The organism is Streptomyces sp. MK7 (genome assembly GCF_032658145.1).
Taxonomy (GTDB): domain Bacteria; phylum Actinomycetota; class Actinomycetes; order Streptomycetales; family Streptomycetaceae; genus Streptomyces; species Streptomyces spiralis.
In genome coordinates, this window is the sequence record NZ_JAVACL010000010.1 from 100,296 (window position 1) to 115,428 (window position 15,133).

The window sequence follows — 15,133 nt, forward strand, 5'->3', positions numbered from 1 at the left end:
CACGGCCGCCACCGGGCAGGTGCCGGGCGCTCCTCCTCGGCCGCTGCCGCCATCCGATATCGAGATATCGTGGTGTGTCGGAGTACAGGGCGAGAGGGGTGGCGCGTGACCGCGACGGCGGAATCGGGTGCGGGTGATCTGATCGAGGTTTTCAAGGCCCTCGGCAACCCCGCCCGTTTGCAGATCATGCAGTGGCTGAAGGATCCCGACGCGCACTTCGGTGCGTACGAGCCGATCGCGGACCGCCGGTCGGTCGGCGTGTGCGTCACGCACATCCAGGCGAAGTCGGGGCTCGCGCAGTCGACCGTCTCCAGCTACATGAGCACGCTCGAGCGGGCGGGGCTCGTTCGGCCCACCCGGGTGGGCAAGTGGACGCACTACCGGCGCGACGAGGAGCGGCTGGCGCAGGTGGCGCAGGCGTTCGGCGCCATCATCTGATTGACACATCGCAATATGTCGATACGATCGGCTCATGCCGACCTTCGATGCTGTTCCCGTTGCCCTGATCGTCCACGCTCACCCCGAGCCCCACTCGTTCAGCACCGCCCAGAAGACCACCGCGGCTCAGACCCTGCGTGAGGCCGGATACCGGGTCGACGTCCTCGACCTCTACGCCGAGGGATGGGCCCCGGTCCTCGACCGCCGGGAGTTCGCACCGGTGGACGGCCCCTTCAAGCCGCAGGCCGCGCAGATGCGTGCGGTCAGGGACGGGTCGCTCGACACGACCGTCAGGGAACATCTCGACCGGCTGCTCGCCGCCGATCTGCTCGTGCTGTCGTTCCCGATGTGGTGGTTCTCGCTGCCCGCCATCCTCAAGGGGTGGATCGACCGGGTCTTCGTGATGGGCGGGGTCTTCGGCGGGGACCACGGTCTCTTCGACGACGCGGCGCTCGCCGGGAAGCGCGCGATGCTGCTGCTCACGACCGGTGGCTCCAGTGAGTCGTTCCGGCCCGGCGGCACCCTCGGCCCCATGAACGAGTTCCTGTTCCACATCCACCGCGGCATGCTGGAGTTCGTCGGCTACCAGGTCCTCGACCCCGTGGTCACCTACGGGCCGGCCCACATGACCGAACAGCAGCGAGCGGCGGCACTGGACGCGGTCAGGAGGTCGGTCGCGCGCGTCGCGGCGGACGCGCAGCCCGCGCTTCACTGACCCGGCACCGGCGCGAGCGAGCGCGGCGGCCGCATGCGGTCCTGGCGGCCACCGCGCCACCAGGAAGCGCCCGGATCCTTATCCGGCGCGGACCACGGTGGGCGACAGGGACGGCTCCGGGGCCGGGCGTGGCTCGGTGAGCTGCTGCGGGTGGCCTGCGGGGAGCTCCGGCCGGGCGTCCGCGGACTCCAGGCGGAGCATGGCCTCCTCGTCCGCGGTGCCGGGAGCCGCCTGGTACACCACCATCCGCTGGCCGCCGGTCCGGGCCAGTCGCATGACCTCGTACGTCAGGGTCATCCGCCCTGCCCTCGGATGCCGGAACGTCTTCTCCCCACCTCCGCGCTCACAGACGTCGTACCGCTCCCACAGCCGCGCGAAGTCAGGTGATTTCAGGACCAGTTCGCCGACCAGCGCGGTCAGCTCGGGGTCGTCCGGGTCGGCCCCGGCGACCGCCCGCAGATGCGCCACCGAGTGGGCGACCGTCTCCTCCCACGGTTCGTAGAGCGTGCGGCCCACGGGGTGGAGGAAGAGGTAGCGGGTCAGATTGCGCTGCTCCTCCGGCCAGTCCCAGAGGCCGGGCAGGAGCCGCCGGCCGGGCGGATTCGCGGCCAGTACGCGGTTGTAGCGGCTGACCACGTAGGCGGGCAGGGGACGCACCGACTCCAGCATCCGCAGTACGGACCCGCGGACCGTATGGTCCGAGCAGGCAGGCAGCTCGGAGACCCGGCCGGAGGCCAGTTCCGCCAGCTCGTGCAGACGCTCGTAGCCGTCGCCGCGCAGCCGCAGGGCGCGGCCGAGGGCGTCCACGACGGCGGGTGAGGGGTTGGTCTCCCGGCCGCGCTCCAGACGGATGTAGTAGTCGACGCTCACCCCGGCCAGCGCGGCCAGCTCCTCCCGGCGCAGACCCGGTGTGCGGCGCAGGCCCGCGCCGGCGGGGAGTCCGACCTCCTCCGGTCGCACCTGTGCCCTGCGGGCCTTCAGATACCTGCCGAGCTCGGTGCCCCGCGCGTCCGCTGCTGCCATGGGCCCATTGTCGCAGGCGCGCCAGGTACGTGGGGGGCCGTGTCAGGGCCTGGAACGCGGCACCCGGGAACGGCGCGGTCTGCCGGGTGGCCGCGGTCGGGCGGAGAGTTGATTCCGGAGCGGGCGGCCCGGCCGCCGGGGCCCAGGGGGTGACTGACACCGGACCGCGGCCCCGGACGGCCGCGACCGCCCGCCCGACGATCCCTGACGAACGTCGACCAGGCCTGCCGCCTCCGAGGAGCTCACCATGCCGATCGCCTCCCGCCCGTCCTCCGGCACCGTGTCCGCCGACGAGCGCGGCGCCGAGCCGCACACGTCCGCGCCACGGCGACGCGGACCGGGCCGAGCCCGACCATCCGCGCCGGCCCGCGACGTCCCCGCCGCGCCGCGGCGCAGCGGCGTCGAACTGGTCGCTGCGCTGCTCGGCTTCACAGTGATCACCATCGACGTCTCGGCGGTGAACATCGCCCTGCCCGCCATCCGGGACTCGCTCAGCGGTGGCATGGCCGGACTGCAGTGGGTGGTGGACGCCTACACGCTGATGTTCGCGGCGCTGATGCTCTCCGCCGGTGCCCTCGCCGATCGCACCGGTGCGCGCCGTGCCTACGTCTGGGGCGTCGCCCTGTTCACCGTCGCCTCCCTCGGCTGCGCGCTCGCACCCGGGATCGGCGTGCTGGTCGCCTCGCGCGTGGCGCAGGGCGGGGCCGCCGCGGTGGTGATGCCCGCCTCGCTGGCGCTGATCCGGCAGGCCTACGACGACGCCCGGGCCCGCGCCCGCGCCATCGCGCTGTGGACGGTCGGCGGCTCGGTGGCGATGGCCGCCGGCCCGGTGCTGGGCGGACTGCTCACCGACTGGGCCGGCTGGCGGGCGGTCTTCCTGCTCAACCTCCCGGTGGGCGCAGTGATTCTGGGCCTGCTGGTCCGGGTGCCGCGCTCCCCGCGCCGGCCGGCCGCGCTGGACGGCGCCGGGCAGCTCACGGCCGTACTGGCCCTGGCCGGGCTGGCCTTCGCGGGCATCGAGGGCGGCCACCTGGGCTGGACCAGCATCCCCGTACTGGCGGCCGCCGCGCTCGCCGTCGGTTCCGGGTACGCCTTCGTCGTGGTGGAGGCCCGGCGCCGCCGGCCCATGGTTCCCCTGGCGATGCTGGGGGACCGCCGGGTGGCCATCGCGCTCGCGGTCGGATTCGCCGTCAACGCCGCCTTCTACGGCGGGATCTTCCTCCTCGGTCTGTACTACCAGCAGCTGCGCGGGATGTCGGCGGTCGCGGCCGGGCTGATGTTCGTCCCGATGTCGGCGGTGGTGACGGGGACCAACCTGGTCTCGCCGCGCCTTGCGGAGCGGATCGGGCGGCGGGCGGTGATCGTCGCCGGTCAGCTGGTCTTCGCCGGAGCGATGGTGGCCCTGCTGCCGCTGGCCGCGCACACGCCGCTGTGGCTGGTGCTGGTCCTGCTGCTGCCGCTGAGCGTCGGCGGGGCCGTGGCGGTGCCGGCGCTGACCGCGCTGCTGATGGACGCCGTCCCCGGGGAGCGCGCGGGGACCGCGTCGGGGCTGCTCAACTCCCTTCGTCAGACGGGCGGTGCGCTCGCCGTCGCCCTCTTCGGCAGCCTGCTCGCCGGCCCCGGCGGCGGCTTCTCCCTGGCCGGCATGCGCGTCGGCCTCCTCGCCGTCGGGGCTCTCCTCCTGGTCACCACCGGCCTCTCCCGCCTGTTCCTGCCTCGTGGCTGACGTTCGTCACGTCCTTGTCGGGAACGGCTGTTTCGGTCAGCGTCCAGAGGCGTCGTTGGCGCAGCGGAAGCCGAGGTTGCCGGAGGAGGACTCCGGGGTGTTGGAGGACCGGGCGGCGACCCGGTAGCGGTTGCAGTAGGAGTCGTGGCACAGATAGGAACCGCCGCGCAGGACCCGTGCGGCGCCGGTGTCCGGGCCGTGCGGGTCCTCCACGGGCGACTGGGCGTAGTAGGAGGGCGAGAACCAGTCCGAGCACCATTCCCAGACGTTCCCGGCGGTGTTCCACAGGCCGAAGCCGTTGGGACGGTAGGACTTGACCGGCGCCGTGGTGACGTAGCCGTCCTCGGCCGTGTTGGTGTGGGGAAAGCGTCCCTGCCAGATGTTGCAGCGCCACCGGCCGTCGGGGGTGAGTTCGTCACCCCAGGCGTAGCGGCGGCCGGGCAGGCCGCCGCGTGCGGCGTACTCCCACTCCGCCTCGGTGGGCAGGCGCTTGCCGGCCCACTGTGCGTAGGCGGTCGCGTCGTTCCAGGAGACATGGACGACGGGGTGGTTCTGGCGGCCGGTGATGTCGGAGCCGGCCCCCTCGGGGCGGCGCCAGTGGGCACCGCGGACGTTGATCCACCAGGGCGTTCCGGCGGCGGTGCCGAGGATGTCGGCCGAGGGGGCGGCGACCACGAGGTGGAAGACCGCCGAGGAGCCGTAGCGTTCGGCGTCGGTCACGTGGCCGGTGGCCTTGACGAAGGTGGCGAACTGGGCGTTGGTGACAGCGGTCTCGTCGATGTGGAAGGGCCGGAGACGTACCGTGTGGACGGGTGTCTCGCCGTCGGCGGGGTAGCCCTCGCCGAACGCGTCGCCCATGGCGAACTCACCGCCCGGCAGGCGGACCTGTCCGCGTGTCGAGCGTTTGCCGACGGCGGGGCCCGGCGCCGGCGGCGCTGCCGGAGACGGCACGGCGATGGCTGCCGGTGCGCCGGACGGCGTGCAGCAGGAGTGGTGCTCGCGGGTCATGGGTCGAAGTCCTCGATCGCGGGGCCGGCCGTCACGGCTGCTGCCTGTGGTAGGTGGACTCGTCGAGCCCGCTCAGGGTCGGGTCGTGAGCCACCTCGCCGACGTCGTACATCGACGTCATCCAGTGGTAGAAGTTGTCGCCGCGTTCCCGCAGGACGTCGTACAGACGGCGCATCATCCGTGAGCGGACCTCCGCGTGCTCGGGATGGGCGTAGACGTTCTGGAGTTCGTCCGGGTCGGTCCGCAGGTCGTAGAGCTCGTTGACCGAATCGGGATTGACCACGAGCTTGTAGCGGTCCTCGCGCAGCATGCGCTGCGGGTACGGGAAGTGGTGGCCGTGGAACTCGCAGACGATGTCCTCTTCCCACTCCACCGCCTCGCCGTGGACGAGCGGGAGCAGGCTGCGCGAGTCGGTCGCCGGCTTCGGATCGATGCCCGCCAGGTCGAGGATGGTCGCGGTGCAGTCGAGCAGGCTGACGAACTCGGACCGTACGACACCGCCGGGCGCGCCCGGGACGCGGAGCAGGCCGGGTGTGCGGTAGATGTCCTCGTACATCGCCGGGCCCTTGTCGTGCAGCCGGTGGGAGCCGGTGAACTCGCCGTGGTCGCAGGTGAAGAACACGGCGGTGTCGTCGACGAGTCCCAGCCGCTCCATGGCTTCCATGACGCGGCCGATCTGCCGGTCGATCAACGCCACATATCCCCAGTAGACCGCGATCAGCTTGCGGGTCGTCTCGATGGGCATGGTGTCGAAGGTCCAGTGCGCGCTGTAGTTGCGCTGCACCGGAGGCTTGCCGTGGAAGGTCTCCGCGATGGACCGGGGCAGTTCCACGTCCGCCGGGTCGACCAGGTCGAAGTACTCGTCGGGCAGGATGTAGGGCAGGTGCGGCCCGAAGAAGTGCAGCGCGAGGAAGAACGGCCGGCCGTGCTCTTGGGAGTCGGCGGCGTACTGCTCGAGCTGCTCTATGGCCCGGGTGGCCAGGTAGTGCTCGAAGGTGGCCTCGACCGGCTGGTGCAGCCGGGCGGCGAGAAGGTTGCCGGGGCCGCCGTTGGGCAGGACGCCGCGGATGCGGTCGCTGATCTCGTAGGGCGGCAGACCGCGTTCGGCGAGGTAGGCCAGGTAGTCCGGATGGTCCACGGGGTTGTGCCAGCCGGGCAGTTCGGGGCCGTCGAAGCCGTAGTCGGCCGCCGTGCGCCGGTTGCCGGCGTGCCACTTGCCGATGAGCCCGCAGTTGTAGCCGTGCTCCCGCAGTGCCCGGGAGAAGGTGAACTGGTCCTCGGCCAGGTCCTCGAGGTAGCCGACGTTGCGTTCGTGGTTGGCGAGCAGTCTGTGCCGGAAGGGTGCCTGACCGGTCAGCAGGCTGGCCCGGGCCGGGGTGCAGATCGCGGTGGGGGTGTACCAGCGGTCGAAGCGGGTTCCCGTGGCGGCGAGTTCGTCCAGGACGGGAGTGTGCGCGAGGCGGTTGCCGTAGGCACCGAGGGTGTCCGCCCGGTGCTGGTCGGTCATGAGGAAGAGGACGTTCTTCCTGGACCGGCTCGACGTGTCGGCAGCGGTCACTGGCCCGCTCCCGTGAAGAGGTCGCCGGTGTAGTAGTCCTTCGGGTCGAGAGGGTGATCGAGTTTGCCCGCCTGGACGAAGTAGTCGTTCATGCCCTTCAGCCACTTGTCGATGGTGCCGTCCTTGGTCAGCGCGTCCAGCTTGTTCACGTCGAGCAGCTCGACGTTGGCGGCGTCCGCCTTCACCTGCGCTTCGGGGATGCCGAGCTTGTCGGCGGTGAGCTTGATGGCCTCGTCGGTGTGCGCGGAGCGGTAGGCGATCGCCTCCCGCAGCACGGCGAGGACCTTCTTCGCCTTCTCGGGCTGCTTGGAGACGAACCCGTTGCCGGCGACGAAGGCCGTCGGGAAGGAGACCCGGTCGGCGAAGTCGGAGTTCTTCGCCAGTTCGACCATGCCCGGCACCTGCTTCTTGATGGTCGCGGCCGCGGGGTACCAGAAGCCGGCGGCGTCGACCTTCTTCGAGGAGAACGCCGAGACGATGGTCGACGGGTCCATCGGCACGGTCTTGACGTCGCTCTTCTTCATCCCCGCCTTCTCCAGGGCGAGGGTGAGGATCATGTCGCCGGAGGTGCCCTCGGGCACGGCGACGGTCTTGCCCTTGAGTTGTTGCATCGAGGTGATGCCGGGCTGGGCGATGACGCGGTCGGCGTTGCCGAGGGTGTTGATCGCGACGACCTTGGCCTTGCCGGAGGCCGGCAGCCACATCGCACCGGGGCCGATGTAGCCGAGGTCGAGGTTGTCGGTGCCCAGGGCCTGGATCTGCAGCGGTCCGTTGGTGAAGACCTTGCTCTCGGCGGAGAGGCCGTGCTTGGCCCACAGGCCCTTGGCGTCGGCGATGGCGATCAGACTGGTGCCGTTGAAGTCGCCGATGTAGCCGATGCGCACCTTCTCACCGCCCTTGCCTGATGAGGAGTCGCTGCCGCAGCCGGTCAGGAGAGCGGCGGCTGCAAGGCCTGCGACCGCTGCGGTGAACCCTCTGCGGGAGGTCGTGAGCGGCATGGGTGGGATGTCCTTCCGGTCAGATCGTCGTCGATGGCTGGGGGGCGGCCGTGCGGCCGTCCTGGTGGTAGACGGAGTGCCACACGCGGTTGCGCAGGGCGGCGAACTCCGGGCTGAGGCGGAACTCCTCGTCACGCGCGCCGTCCCAGCGGACGTCGATGACGTCGTACACGCGTCCCGGCCGGGCGGCCATGACGATCACGCGGTTCGCCAGGAAGACGGCCTCGTCGACGTCGTGCGTGATGAACAGGACGGTGCGCTTCTCCTTGCTCCAGGTGTCGAGGAGCTGCTCCTGGAGCTTGACCCGGGTCAGGGCGTCGAGCGCGCCGAACGGTTCGTCCATCAGCAGGATCGAGGGGCCCACGGCGTAGGCGCGGGCGATGGCGCAGCGCTGCCGCATGCCGCCGGAGAGCGTCTTGGGGAGTGCGTCGGCGAACTGCTCGAGCCCCACCAGGTTGATGAAGTGCTCCGCGCGCCTGCGGCGTTCGGCCTTGGGCACGCCCGCGGTCCGCAGGCCGAACTCGACGTTCTGCCGGACGGTCAGCCAGGGGAAGAGGGCGTACTGCTGGAAGATCACACCGCGCTCGGGTCCCGGCCCGGAGACCGGCACGCCGTCGACCAAGGCCCGGCCGGTGGTCGGCTCCTCCAGGCCGGCGAGGACGTTCAGCAGGGTGCTCTTGCCGCAGCCCGAGGGGCCGACGACGGTGACGAACTCGTTGTCCGCGATGTCGAGGGAGAGGTCGTCGAGAGCGGTGAACGTGGCGCGTCCCAGTGCGAAGGTCTTGGTGACGCCCTGGACGGATATCTTGGCCGCGGTAGTGGTCATCGGCGTTCCTGCCATCCGGTGAGCTTGCGTTCTGCGAGGAGGAGGATGCGGTCCATGAGCAGACCGAGGATCCCGATCGAGATGAGTCCGACGAAGATCGTCGGAAGGTCGTAGTAGAGCTCGGCGTTCTGCATCCGGTAGCCGAGGCCCTGCTGTGCCGCGACCAGTTCGGCGGCGACCAGGGTCGCCCAGGCCGAGCCGAGGCCCACCCGCATGCCGACGAGGATGAACGGCGTGGAGGCGGGCACCACGACCCGGGCGAAGATGACCGCGTCCCCGGCTCCGAGGACACGGGCGGCGTTGATCAGCGTGCGGTCGACGTCGACCACGCCCTGGAACGTGGAGATGACACAGGCGAGGAACGCGGCCAGGAAGATGACGAAGATCTTCGGTGTCTCGTCGATACCCATGACCACGACGGCCAGCGGGATGATCGCCAGCGGGGGAATGGTCCGGAAGAACTGGATCCAGGGCTCGATCAGACTGCGCAGCACGCCGTACCAGCCCATGAGGAAGCCGACCGGGACGGCCACGGCGGTGCCGAGGGCGAAGCCGATGAGTACGCGGGTCACACTGGCGACCACGTCCTTGCCGAGCGTCCCGTTGTCGATCAGGGTCCCGGCCCGCTCGACGACTTCCGGCGGCGTCGGCAGTTTGAAGCCCGCGGCGGCCAGGGTCCACCAGATCGCGATGCCCAGGGCGACGGACACGGCGTTCAGGGCCACGGACCGCCACCGCCGGCCCGACGGCGAACGCCGCGGTGCCGTCCTGGTGCCGTCCGCGCCGTCGGAGTCGGCGGACGTTGCGGATGTCTTCTCGGGTACGGGGTTTCGCCGGCCGGCGCCCTGCTTGTCAAGGACGGACATGGGCGGCTCCTTCGTCGGTGGAGTTGCGTACGCGGGAACCGCCCTTGACTTCGGCGGTTTCCGGATACCTCGCCAGGAGGGGGGAACTGTGGAAGACCGCGGCGAGCGCGCCGAGGGCGCCGTCGTCGTCGGAGAGCCGTGCCGCCTCGACCACGGGGCCGGCCGACACGATCGGGAAGAGCTCACCGGCGAGGGTGGCGGCGACCTGCTCCACGATGACGGGCGCCAGCCGGGTGATCTCGCCGCCGATGACGACCTTCGCCGGATTGAGGGTCATCGTCGCCGCTCCGACGACGCGTCCCAGCGCGGCGGCCGCCTCCCGCAGCACCCGGTCGGCGACCGGGTGTGCGCCGGCCACGGCGGCCGCCAGCTGCTGGAGGTTCTCCAGGCGGAGACCGAACTCCCAGCAGGCGGCGAGGATCCCGGGGACCGAGGCGACGGTCTCCAGGCAGCCGCGCTTGCCGCACCGGCAGGGCCGGCCCGCCGGTTCGACGGTGACGTGGCCCAGCTCGCCGGCCAGCCCGGCCGAGCCGGTGACCAGCTGGCCGCCGACGACGAGTCCGCCTCCGACGCCGTCGGACAGGCGTACGTACACCAGGTCGGCCACGCTGTCGGTGCCGCTGATGGCCTCGGCGAGGGCGGCGAGACGGGTGTTGTTGTCGACGATCACCGGCGCGTCGAAGCGTTCGGCGAAGGCCACGTCGACGCCGTCCGGGGCCGGGCGGAGCACGGTGGTCCCTGACGCCGCGCGGGGCCAGGCCGTTCCGTCCGGCGCCGGGTAGGGCCCCGGCACGCCGATACCGATGCCCTGGAGCGCCCCGAAGTGGACGCCGGCTTCGGCACTCAACCGGTCGACCAGGCCGAGTGCCAGCTCGGTCCGCGTCGGCCAGGACGCCGTGTCGTCGTAGCGGACGGACCCCGAGGCCATGACCTCGTGCGAGGCGTCGGCGATGACGACGTGGACGCGCCGGTGGCCGAAGTCGACGCCCATGAACTGCGCCGACGCCGGGTCGAGCGCCAGCCGCTCGGCCGGCCGCCCGCTGCCCTCGCGTCGGGAGGCGTCGGTGTCCACGACGACGATGGCGCCTCGTTGGAGGAGGCTGCCGGTGATCTCGGAGAGGGTGGTGCGGGACAGGCCGACGACCCGGGCGATCTCGCCGCGGCTCATGGCTCCGTTCTCCTGCAATGCGCGCAGCACGCGGTCCTCATGGGTCCGCCTGACCAGTGCGTGCACTCCGGTGGGCATCTGCATGGCGGTCAACGTAGGGAGGCCGGAAAATTCCGTCAACACTCCGACAGAAAAAAGTGCGGGGAGGTGCCGGCGTCGGGCCGGGGATGGGGACACTTGCGAGCCCCGCCCTGGTGCACCTGACCGCTCTTGCCGCCTGGCCATGGATCGTCGCCCACGAAGGGCGCTTGGCCTGTACGTTTCTCCTCCGTCCCGGACCGGGAGGCGGCTGAGGACGAGTCCGGGTGCTGCCGTCGGCACGTCCCCGACCTGCCACACCAGCCACGCGTTACCCAATCGTGACCCTCCCGGCCGGTCGACCGAGTCCCGGCGGGACCAGCGGAAACACCGTGCCGCACGCGGACGTCGAGCCACCGGGCCCCCGGACAATTTGTTCGGGGTGTTGACGGAAAAAATGTCCCTTCACATGCTGTGCGGCGTGCCGACCAGGGACGGCACGCCGGCATGGCACCGGCATCCCGGACGGCGAAGGAGATGACTGATGACCAGCACCGAGAGCGGATTGCACCGACGGACTCTGCTGGCCGGCGTCGCGGGCTTCGGAGCGGCGGCCGCCCTGCCCGCGGCCGTCGCGCAGGCGGCGCCCGGGCCGGCGGAGGCCGCGTCGACGGGCCGCCACCCGTCGAACTGGCCCGACCCGGAGCCCTACGGCCTCGCCGACACCCGGCTGGACCTGTGGCCGCGTGAGGACAACTCCTTCGTCCTCCCGCTCGAGCTGCGCCCCCGCGACGAGGAGCGCGGCCAGGTCTGGATGCGGGACACCTACGTCAACTGCTTCGTGGTCGACGGCCGCCCGGTCTACGTCGCCACCGGCACCACGCGCGTGCCGGGACTGCAGGCGGCCGCCCCCTGGAACGACGGCATCTTCGTCTGGGTGTCCCCCTCCCTCAAGGGGCCGTGGAGGCTGGCCGACACGACCGGCATCCGGCCCGGCGCCGAGCGGGGCAAGGTGTGGTCGCCCGAGTTCGCCGGTGAGAACCGGCCCGGACGCATGGTCGTGGCTCCGTGGCAGGAGTACTGGTACGACGACCGGTTCGGCAAGCGCGGCGAGGTCTGGGCCCCGGAGCTGCACTACTTCCGCGGCACGTGGTACATCGTGGCCTGCATGGGCGACCACTCCCGCAAGGTCGGCTCGTTCCTGCTCGTGAGCGAGGGCGGGATCGAGGGTCCGTACCGGCTCGTCGAGGGCAACCACGACAAGCCCTTCGGCGACCCGTTCATCGGGGGACCCAAGTTCATCGAGCCCGGCGCCTACCACCACATCGACGGCAGCCTCTACTCCGAGGGCGACGACGCCTGGCTGGTGCTGCACAACGACCTGTACGCCAGGTTCCGGGACGACATGGAGGACATCGTCCCGACGACGAACCTGCCGACGTTCCAGCAGGCGCCCTACTCACCGGAGCCGTACCGCGAAGGCGTGTACGTGTTCAAGCACGCGGGCAAGTACTTCCTGGTCCAGACCGCATGGGACTGGACGTCGGTCAATCCCGACGGCAGCTCGAGGTACGCCTACGACACCGGCGGCCCGGGCCGGACGCAGTACCAGTACGACGCGGTCGTCGCCGTCGCGGACACCCTGGAGGGCCCGTACTCCGAGCGGTGGACGGCGGGCGTGGGCATCGGCCACAACAACTTCTTCACGGACCATCACGGCGGGCTGTGGGCGACCTTCTTCCGCAACCCGAACTTCGGCTACTGGTCGGACGCCTCACGCATCGGCCAGGCCGCCGTGCCCGGCGTCGTACGGCTGGAATGGACCGGGCCGGCGCAGCATCGGCTCTACGTGAAGCGCCGGAACCACGGTCACACGATCAGCGGCTGACCACGCCGCGCCTCGCCGGCCGGCCGGGACGGAGCGGCCGGCGCTCGCGGTCCTCGATTCCGTGAGGCCCCTCGTCCAAATCCGTCGGAAATCTTTGACGCGTCGGGAATCTCCGACCTATAATTTCGTCATGCCTGCCGACGTGTTCGGCGTTCTGGCCAACCCAGTGCGTCGCAAACTGCTGGAAAGCCTGCGTGAAGGGCCACGCTCCACGGGCGAGCTGGCCGGGATGTTCGAGCTCGGGAGGCCGGCGGTCTCCGAACACCTCGCGGTGCTCCGCACCGCAGGACTGGTGCGCGAGGAGCCGCGTGGCCGGCACCGCTTCTACCACCTGCGGGCGGCCCGGCTGGCCGAGGTGAGCGAGTGGCTGCGGCCGTTCGAGCACTACTGGAACCAGCGCCTGGACGCGCTGGCCGATCTCTTGGACGAGGAGAACGAGAAGTGACCGAGGACAACACGATCAACCTCGAGAGGTTTCTGCCCCATCCCCCAGCCGCGGTCTGGAACGCCCTGACCGATCCGGAGCTCCACGCCCGCTGGTGGGCCGCGGGAGACGTCAAGCCCGTCGTGGGCCACCGCTTCACTCTCGACATGGGCAACTTCGGCAAGCAGCCCTGCGAGGTGACCGAGGTGGAGGAGCGGCGGCTGCTGGCCTACCGCTTCGCCGAGGGCTCGCTCGACACCACCGTCACCTGGCGGCTGGAGCCGGAAGGCGAAGGCACCCGCCTGTACCTGACCCACGCCGGCTTCGACCTCGACTCGCCGATGGGCCGACAGGCCTACGACGGCATGGGCAACGGCTGGCCCCACGTCCTGGACCGTCTGGTCGGTCTCCTCGGAGAGGCCGCTTGACGCGGCGCCCGGCCGTTCCCACGCCTACCGAGCGGTACCGGCGAACAGTGCCAGCTGGTCCTTGACCCAGGGGTCGAACACTGCCAGCCGCCTCGCGGCCGCGGGCTCGAACATCGCCAGCTGGCCCGCGACCCAGGCATCCGGGAGCCGGTGGGTGGCGCGGGTGGCGTGACGGTGGTGACAGCCGTGGCCGGCACCGGTGTTCACCGTGGTGATCCGGGCGGGGACGTGCCGGGTGGTGTGAGCAGTGGCCGCCGTCGCGGAGCTGCCCGCGGCGAGCAGGGCCCCTCCGGCGACCGTGGCGGACACACCCACGGTGGCGATCCGACGCATCAGCTTCTTCACGGTGATCCCTCCTTCCGCGGCCACCGCTCCGCGGCCGCGAGCGAACTGCCTCATGAGCGAGCCGCTTCTCAGCGGCAGGGAGTACGTCCTCCTTCGGCCGGAAAGCATCCGGTCCGCGCGCCTACCCGCCCGCACACGTCACACACCGGCGAGGGCGAGAATCCCACTGCGGACGTACAACCCTCGCGTCCCATGGACGGTCTCCTGATCAAGATCTTCGGGAGACTCGAAGGAGTACACGCACCGTGCACACCAGAACCACGGCCACCGTCTCGGCGGCCCTGCTCGTCGGCGCTCTCGCTCCGCTCACGCTCGCCTCCCCGGCCACGGCCGCCCCCGCGAAGTACGCGGACGACTTCAACGGGGACGGGTACCGGGACTACGCCTACGGCACCAGCGTCACCGGAGCGGGCGACGACGGCTCCGGCACGGTCGGCATCATCTACGGCACCGCGACCGGACCCGGCACCCACAGACAGGACATCACCCAGAACAGCCCGGGCGTTCCAGGGGTCGACGAGTGGGACGACGGCTTCGGCAACGCGATGGCCGGCGCGGACTTCAACCGCGACGGGTACGCCGACCTCGCCGTGGCCTCGTACGGCGAGGACGTCGGAACCCGCACGGCGGAAGGCGCGATCATGATCCTCTGGGGGTCCGCGTCCGGTCTGTCGGGCGGCACCTCCGTCCCCAACAAGGCACCTCAGAAGTTCGGGCAGTTCGGCCTCGACCTCGCCGTCGGCGACTTCAACGGCGACGGAAGACCCGACCTGGCCGCCCTCAACCACCACACCGCCTACGTCTATCTGGGATCGTTCACCAAGTCGGGATTCAGCGGCACCGTCACCGAACTCCACAAGGACGAGATGTTCGCCGAGCACTTGGCCGCGGGGAAGGTCACCAAGGACAGCGCCACCGATCTGGTGGTCGTCGGCGCGGTCGACGGCAGCGAGCACACCGTCACGGGCGCCTGGTTCTTCCGAGGCGGCCGCACGCTCGCCCGGGGCGCGACCTTCAAGCTGGGCAGCGGCGAGGACACCAGCTGGGAGGTCGACACCCAGATCGCCGACTTCAACAAGGACGGCTACGGCGACATAGCCTTCGGCCACCCCAACGCCACCGGCAAGGGCGGCGTCCTCCTGTGGCGCGGCACCTCGACCGGCCCCGGCAGCGTCACCCGTATCAATCAGGCCTCTCCCGGCGTCGTCGGCGCCGCCGAGTACGGCGACCGATTCGGCGCACGCGTCTCCGTGGGAGACGTCAACCACGACGGCTACCCCGACCTGGCCGTGGCCAGCCCCGGAGAGGACGTCGACGGACGCGTCGACGCAGGCGCCGTCCACATCCTGCGGGGCAGCGCCTCCGGGCTGACCGGCTCCGGATCGCAGTACTTCGACCGCTCCAGCACGGGGGTGCCGGGAGAGCTGGAGGCCTACGGATCCTTCGGCGACCACCTGCGACTGCGCGACTCCGACCGCGACGGCTACGCCGACCTCTTCACGGACTACATGCGCCTGCGCGGCACCTCGAAGGGCATCACCGCGACCGGCACCGAGGACGCCGTCTCGTCCCAGTTCATGCAGTAGGCACGCACGCACACGCCGGCCGGCCCTCCCCCGGCCGGTGATCTGCCGGGCGGCCCCTGCCCAGGGCGCAGAGTGCTGGGGCCGCCCGGGCCTCACGGTCCTGTCACAGCGCAAGGCA

General features: G+C 71.0%; 15 protein-coding genes. 7 read left to right on the forward strand and 8 right to left on the reverse strand.

Annotation, left to right across the window (positions count from 1 at the left end; genetic code table 11):
- Nucleotides 1-105: 105 nt before the first annotated feature.
- Both R2S09_RS14565 and R2S09_RS14570 read left to right on the forward strand, forming a co-directional pair.
- Nucleotides 106-438 carry a helix-turn-helix transcriptional regulator gene (locus R2S09_RS14565; RefSeq protein ID WP_306189680.1) on the forward strand — a complete coding sequence of 111 codons (333 nt, stop codon included), beginning with the start codon at nucleotides 106-108 and terminating at the stop codon, nucleotides 436-438.
- A gap of 34 nt (nucleotides 439-472) precedes the next feature.
- Complete coding sequence (locus R2S09_RS14570) at nucleotides 473-1,153, forward strand: NAD(P)H-dependent oxidoreductase (RefSeq protein WP_306189681.1); 681 nt, start codon at nucleotides 473-475, stop codon at nucleotides 1,151-1,153.
- 78 nt (nucleotides 1,154-1,231) lie between these two features.
- Here R2S09_RS14570 and R2S09_RS14575 read toward each other — a convergent pair whose 3' ends face one another.
- Nucleotides 1,232-2,176: a helix-turn-helix domain-containing protein gene (locus R2S09_RS14575; RefSeq protein ID WP_306189682.1), complete on the reverse strand. Its 945-nt coding sequence runs from the start codon at nucleotides 2,174-2,176 to the stop codon at nucleotides 1,232-1,234.
- A gap of 433 nt (nucleotides 2,177-2,609) precedes the next feature.
- Here R2S09_RS14575 and R2S09_RS14580 point away from each other — a divergent pair, with 433 nt between their 5' ends.
- The gene (locus R2S09_RS14580) at nucleotides 2,610-3,902 is read left to right on the forward strand and encodes an MFS transporter (RefSeq protein ID WP_399143949.1); all 1,293 of its coding nucleotides are present in this window, start codon (nucleotides 2,610-2,612) and stop codon (nucleotides 3,900-3,902) included.
- Between the two features lie 36 nt (nucleotides 3,903-3,938).
- Here R2S09_RS14580 and R2S09_RS14585 read toward each other — a convergent pair whose 3' ends face one another.
- From R2S09_RS14585 to R2S09_RS14610, 6 genes are read right to left on the reverse strand one after another with little or no spacing between them, the layout of a single operon-like run.
- Nucleotides 3,939-4,910: a formylglycine-generating enzyme family protein gene (locus R2S09_RS14585; RefSeq protein WP_316741396.1), complete on the reverse strand. Its 972-nt coding sequence runs from the start codon at nucleotides 4,908-4,910 to the stop codon at nucleotides 3,939-3,941.
- A gap of 31 nt (nucleotides 4,911-4,941) precedes the next feature.
- The gene (locus R2S09_RS14590) at nucleotides 4,942-6,468 is read right to left on the reverse strand and encodes a sulfatase-like hydrolase/transferase (protein WP_316741398.1); all 1,527 of its coding nucleotides are present in this window, start codon (nucleotides 6,466-6,468) and stop codon (nucleotides 4,942-4,944) included.
- Nucleotides 6,465-7,466, reverse strand: coding sequence for an aliphatic sulfonate ABC transporter substrate-binding protein (locus R2S09_RS14595; protein WP_306189686.1), 1,002 nt, complete (start codon nucleotides 7,464-7,466; stop codon nucleotides 6,465-6,467). The genes R2S09_RS14590 and R2S09_RS14595 overlap by 4 nt, the downstream gene beginning before the upstream one ends.
- Before the next feature lie 19 nt (nucleotides 7,467-7,485).
- A complete protein-coding gene (locus R2S09_RS14600) occupies nucleotides 7,486-8,292 on the reverse strand; it encodes an ABC transporter ATP-binding protein (RefSeq protein ID WP_306189687.1) in 807 nt (268 codons plus the stop codon).
- The gene (locus tag R2S09_RS14605) at nucleotides 8,289-9,158 is read right to left on the reverse strand and encodes an ABC transporter permease (RefSeq protein WP_306189688.1); all 870 of its coding nucleotides are present in this window, start codon (nucleotides 9,156-9,158) and stop codon (nucleotides 8,289-8,291) included. Before R2S09_RS14605 ends, R2S09_RS14600 begins: the two co-directional genes overlap by 4 nt.
- A complete protein-coding gene (locus R2S09_RS14610; RefSeq protein ID WP_306189689.1) occupies nucleotides 9,145-10,410 on the reverse strand; it encodes an ROK family transcriptional regulator in 1,266 nt (421 codons plus the stop codon). Before R2S09_RS14610 ends, R2S09_RS14605 begins: the two co-directional genes overlap by 14 nt.
- Before the next feature lie 478 nt (nucleotides 10,411-10,888).
- Here R2S09_RS14610 and R2S09_RS14615 point away from each other — a divergent pair, with 478 nt between their 5' ends.
- The 3 genes from R2S09_RS14615 to R2S09_RS14625 all read left to right on the forward strand — a co-directional run bounded on the left by R2S09_RS14615 (nucleotide 10,889) and on the right by R2S09_RS14625 (nucleotide 13,084).
- Nucleotides 10,889-12,232, forward strand: a complete 1,344-nt coding sequence (locus R2S09_RS14615; RefSeq protein WP_316741399.1) for a family 43 glycosylhydrolase — start codon at nucleotides 10,889-10,891, stop codon at nucleotides 12,230-12,232.
- A gap of 130 nt (nucleotides 12,233-12,362) precedes the next feature.
- Complete coding sequence (locus R2S09_RS14620; protein WP_306189691.1) at nucleotides 12,363-12,677, forward strand: helix-turn-helix transcriptional regulator; 315 nt, start codon at nucleotides 12,363-12,365, stop codon at nucleotides 12,675-12,677.
- Entirely contained in the window at nucleotides 12,674-13,084 is a 411-nt protein-coding gene (locus R2S09_RS14625) for an SRPBCC domain-containing protein (protein ID WP_316741401.1), read from the forward strand. Before R2S09_RS14620 ends, R2S09_RS14625 begins: the two co-directional genes overlap by 4 nt.
- Before the next feature lie 24 nt (nucleotides 13,085-13,108).
- Here the strand turns inward: R2S09_RS14625 and R2S09_RS14630 are convergent, their stop codons facing one another.
- Nucleotides 13,109-13,429 carry a hypothetical protein gene (locus R2S09_RS14630; protein ID WP_316741402.1) on the reverse strand — a complete coding sequence of 107 codons (321 nt, stop codon included), beginning with the start codon at nucleotides 13,427-13,429 and terminating at the stop codon, nucleotides 13,109-13,111.
- Nucleotides 13,430-13,674: 245 nt separating this feature from the next.
- On the opposite strand from R2S09_RS14630, the gene R2S09_RS14635 reads away from it, so the two are divergent.
- Entirely contained in the window at nucleotides 13,675-15,015 is a 1,341-nt protein-coding gene (locus R2S09_RS14635; protein WP_316741403.1) for an FG-GAP and VCBS repeat-containing protein, read from the forward strand.
- The last annotated feature ends 118 nt before the right edge of the window (nucleotides 15,016-15,133 follow it).

Bases quoted from the DNA above. Each gene is read 5' to 3' on its own strand.
- R2S09_RS14570 (WP_306189681.1), top strand. From the start codon at position 473: ATGCCGACCTTCGATGCTGTTCCCGTTGCCCTGATCGTCCACGCTCAC.
- R2S09_RS14575 (WP_306189682.1), bottom strand. From the start codon at position 2,176: ATGGCAGCAGCGGACGCGCGGGGCACCGAGCTCGGCAGGTATCTGAAG.
- R2S09_RS14585 (WP_316741396.1), bottom strand. From the start codon at position 4,910: ATGACCCGCGAGCACCACTCCTGCTGCACGCCGTCCGGCGCACCGGCA.
- R2S09_RS14595 (WP_306189686.1), bottom strand. From the start codon at position 7,466: ATGCCGCTCACGACCTCCCGCAGAGGGTTCACCGCAGCGGTCGCAGGC.
- R2S09_RS14600 (WP_306189687.1), bottom strand. From the start codon at position 8,292: ATGACCACTACCGCGGCCAAGATATCCGTCCAGGGCGTCACCAAGACC.
- R2S09_RS14605 (WP_306189688.1), bottom strand. From the start codon at position 9,158: ATGTCCGTCCTTGACAAGCAGGGCGCCGGCCGGCGAAACCCCGTACCC.
- R2S09_RS14610 (WP_306189689.1), bottom strand. From the start codon at position 10,410: ATGCAGATGCCCACCGGAGTGCACGCACTGGTCAGGCGGACCCATGAG.
- R2S09_RS14615 (WP_316741399.1), top strand. From the start codon at position 10,889: ATGACCAGCACCGAGAGCGGATTGCACCGACGGACTCTGCTGGCCGGC.
- R2S09_RS14620 (WP_306189691.1), top strand. From the start codon at position 12,363: ATGCCTGCCGACGTGTTCGGCGTTCTGGCCAACCCAGTGCGTCGCAAA.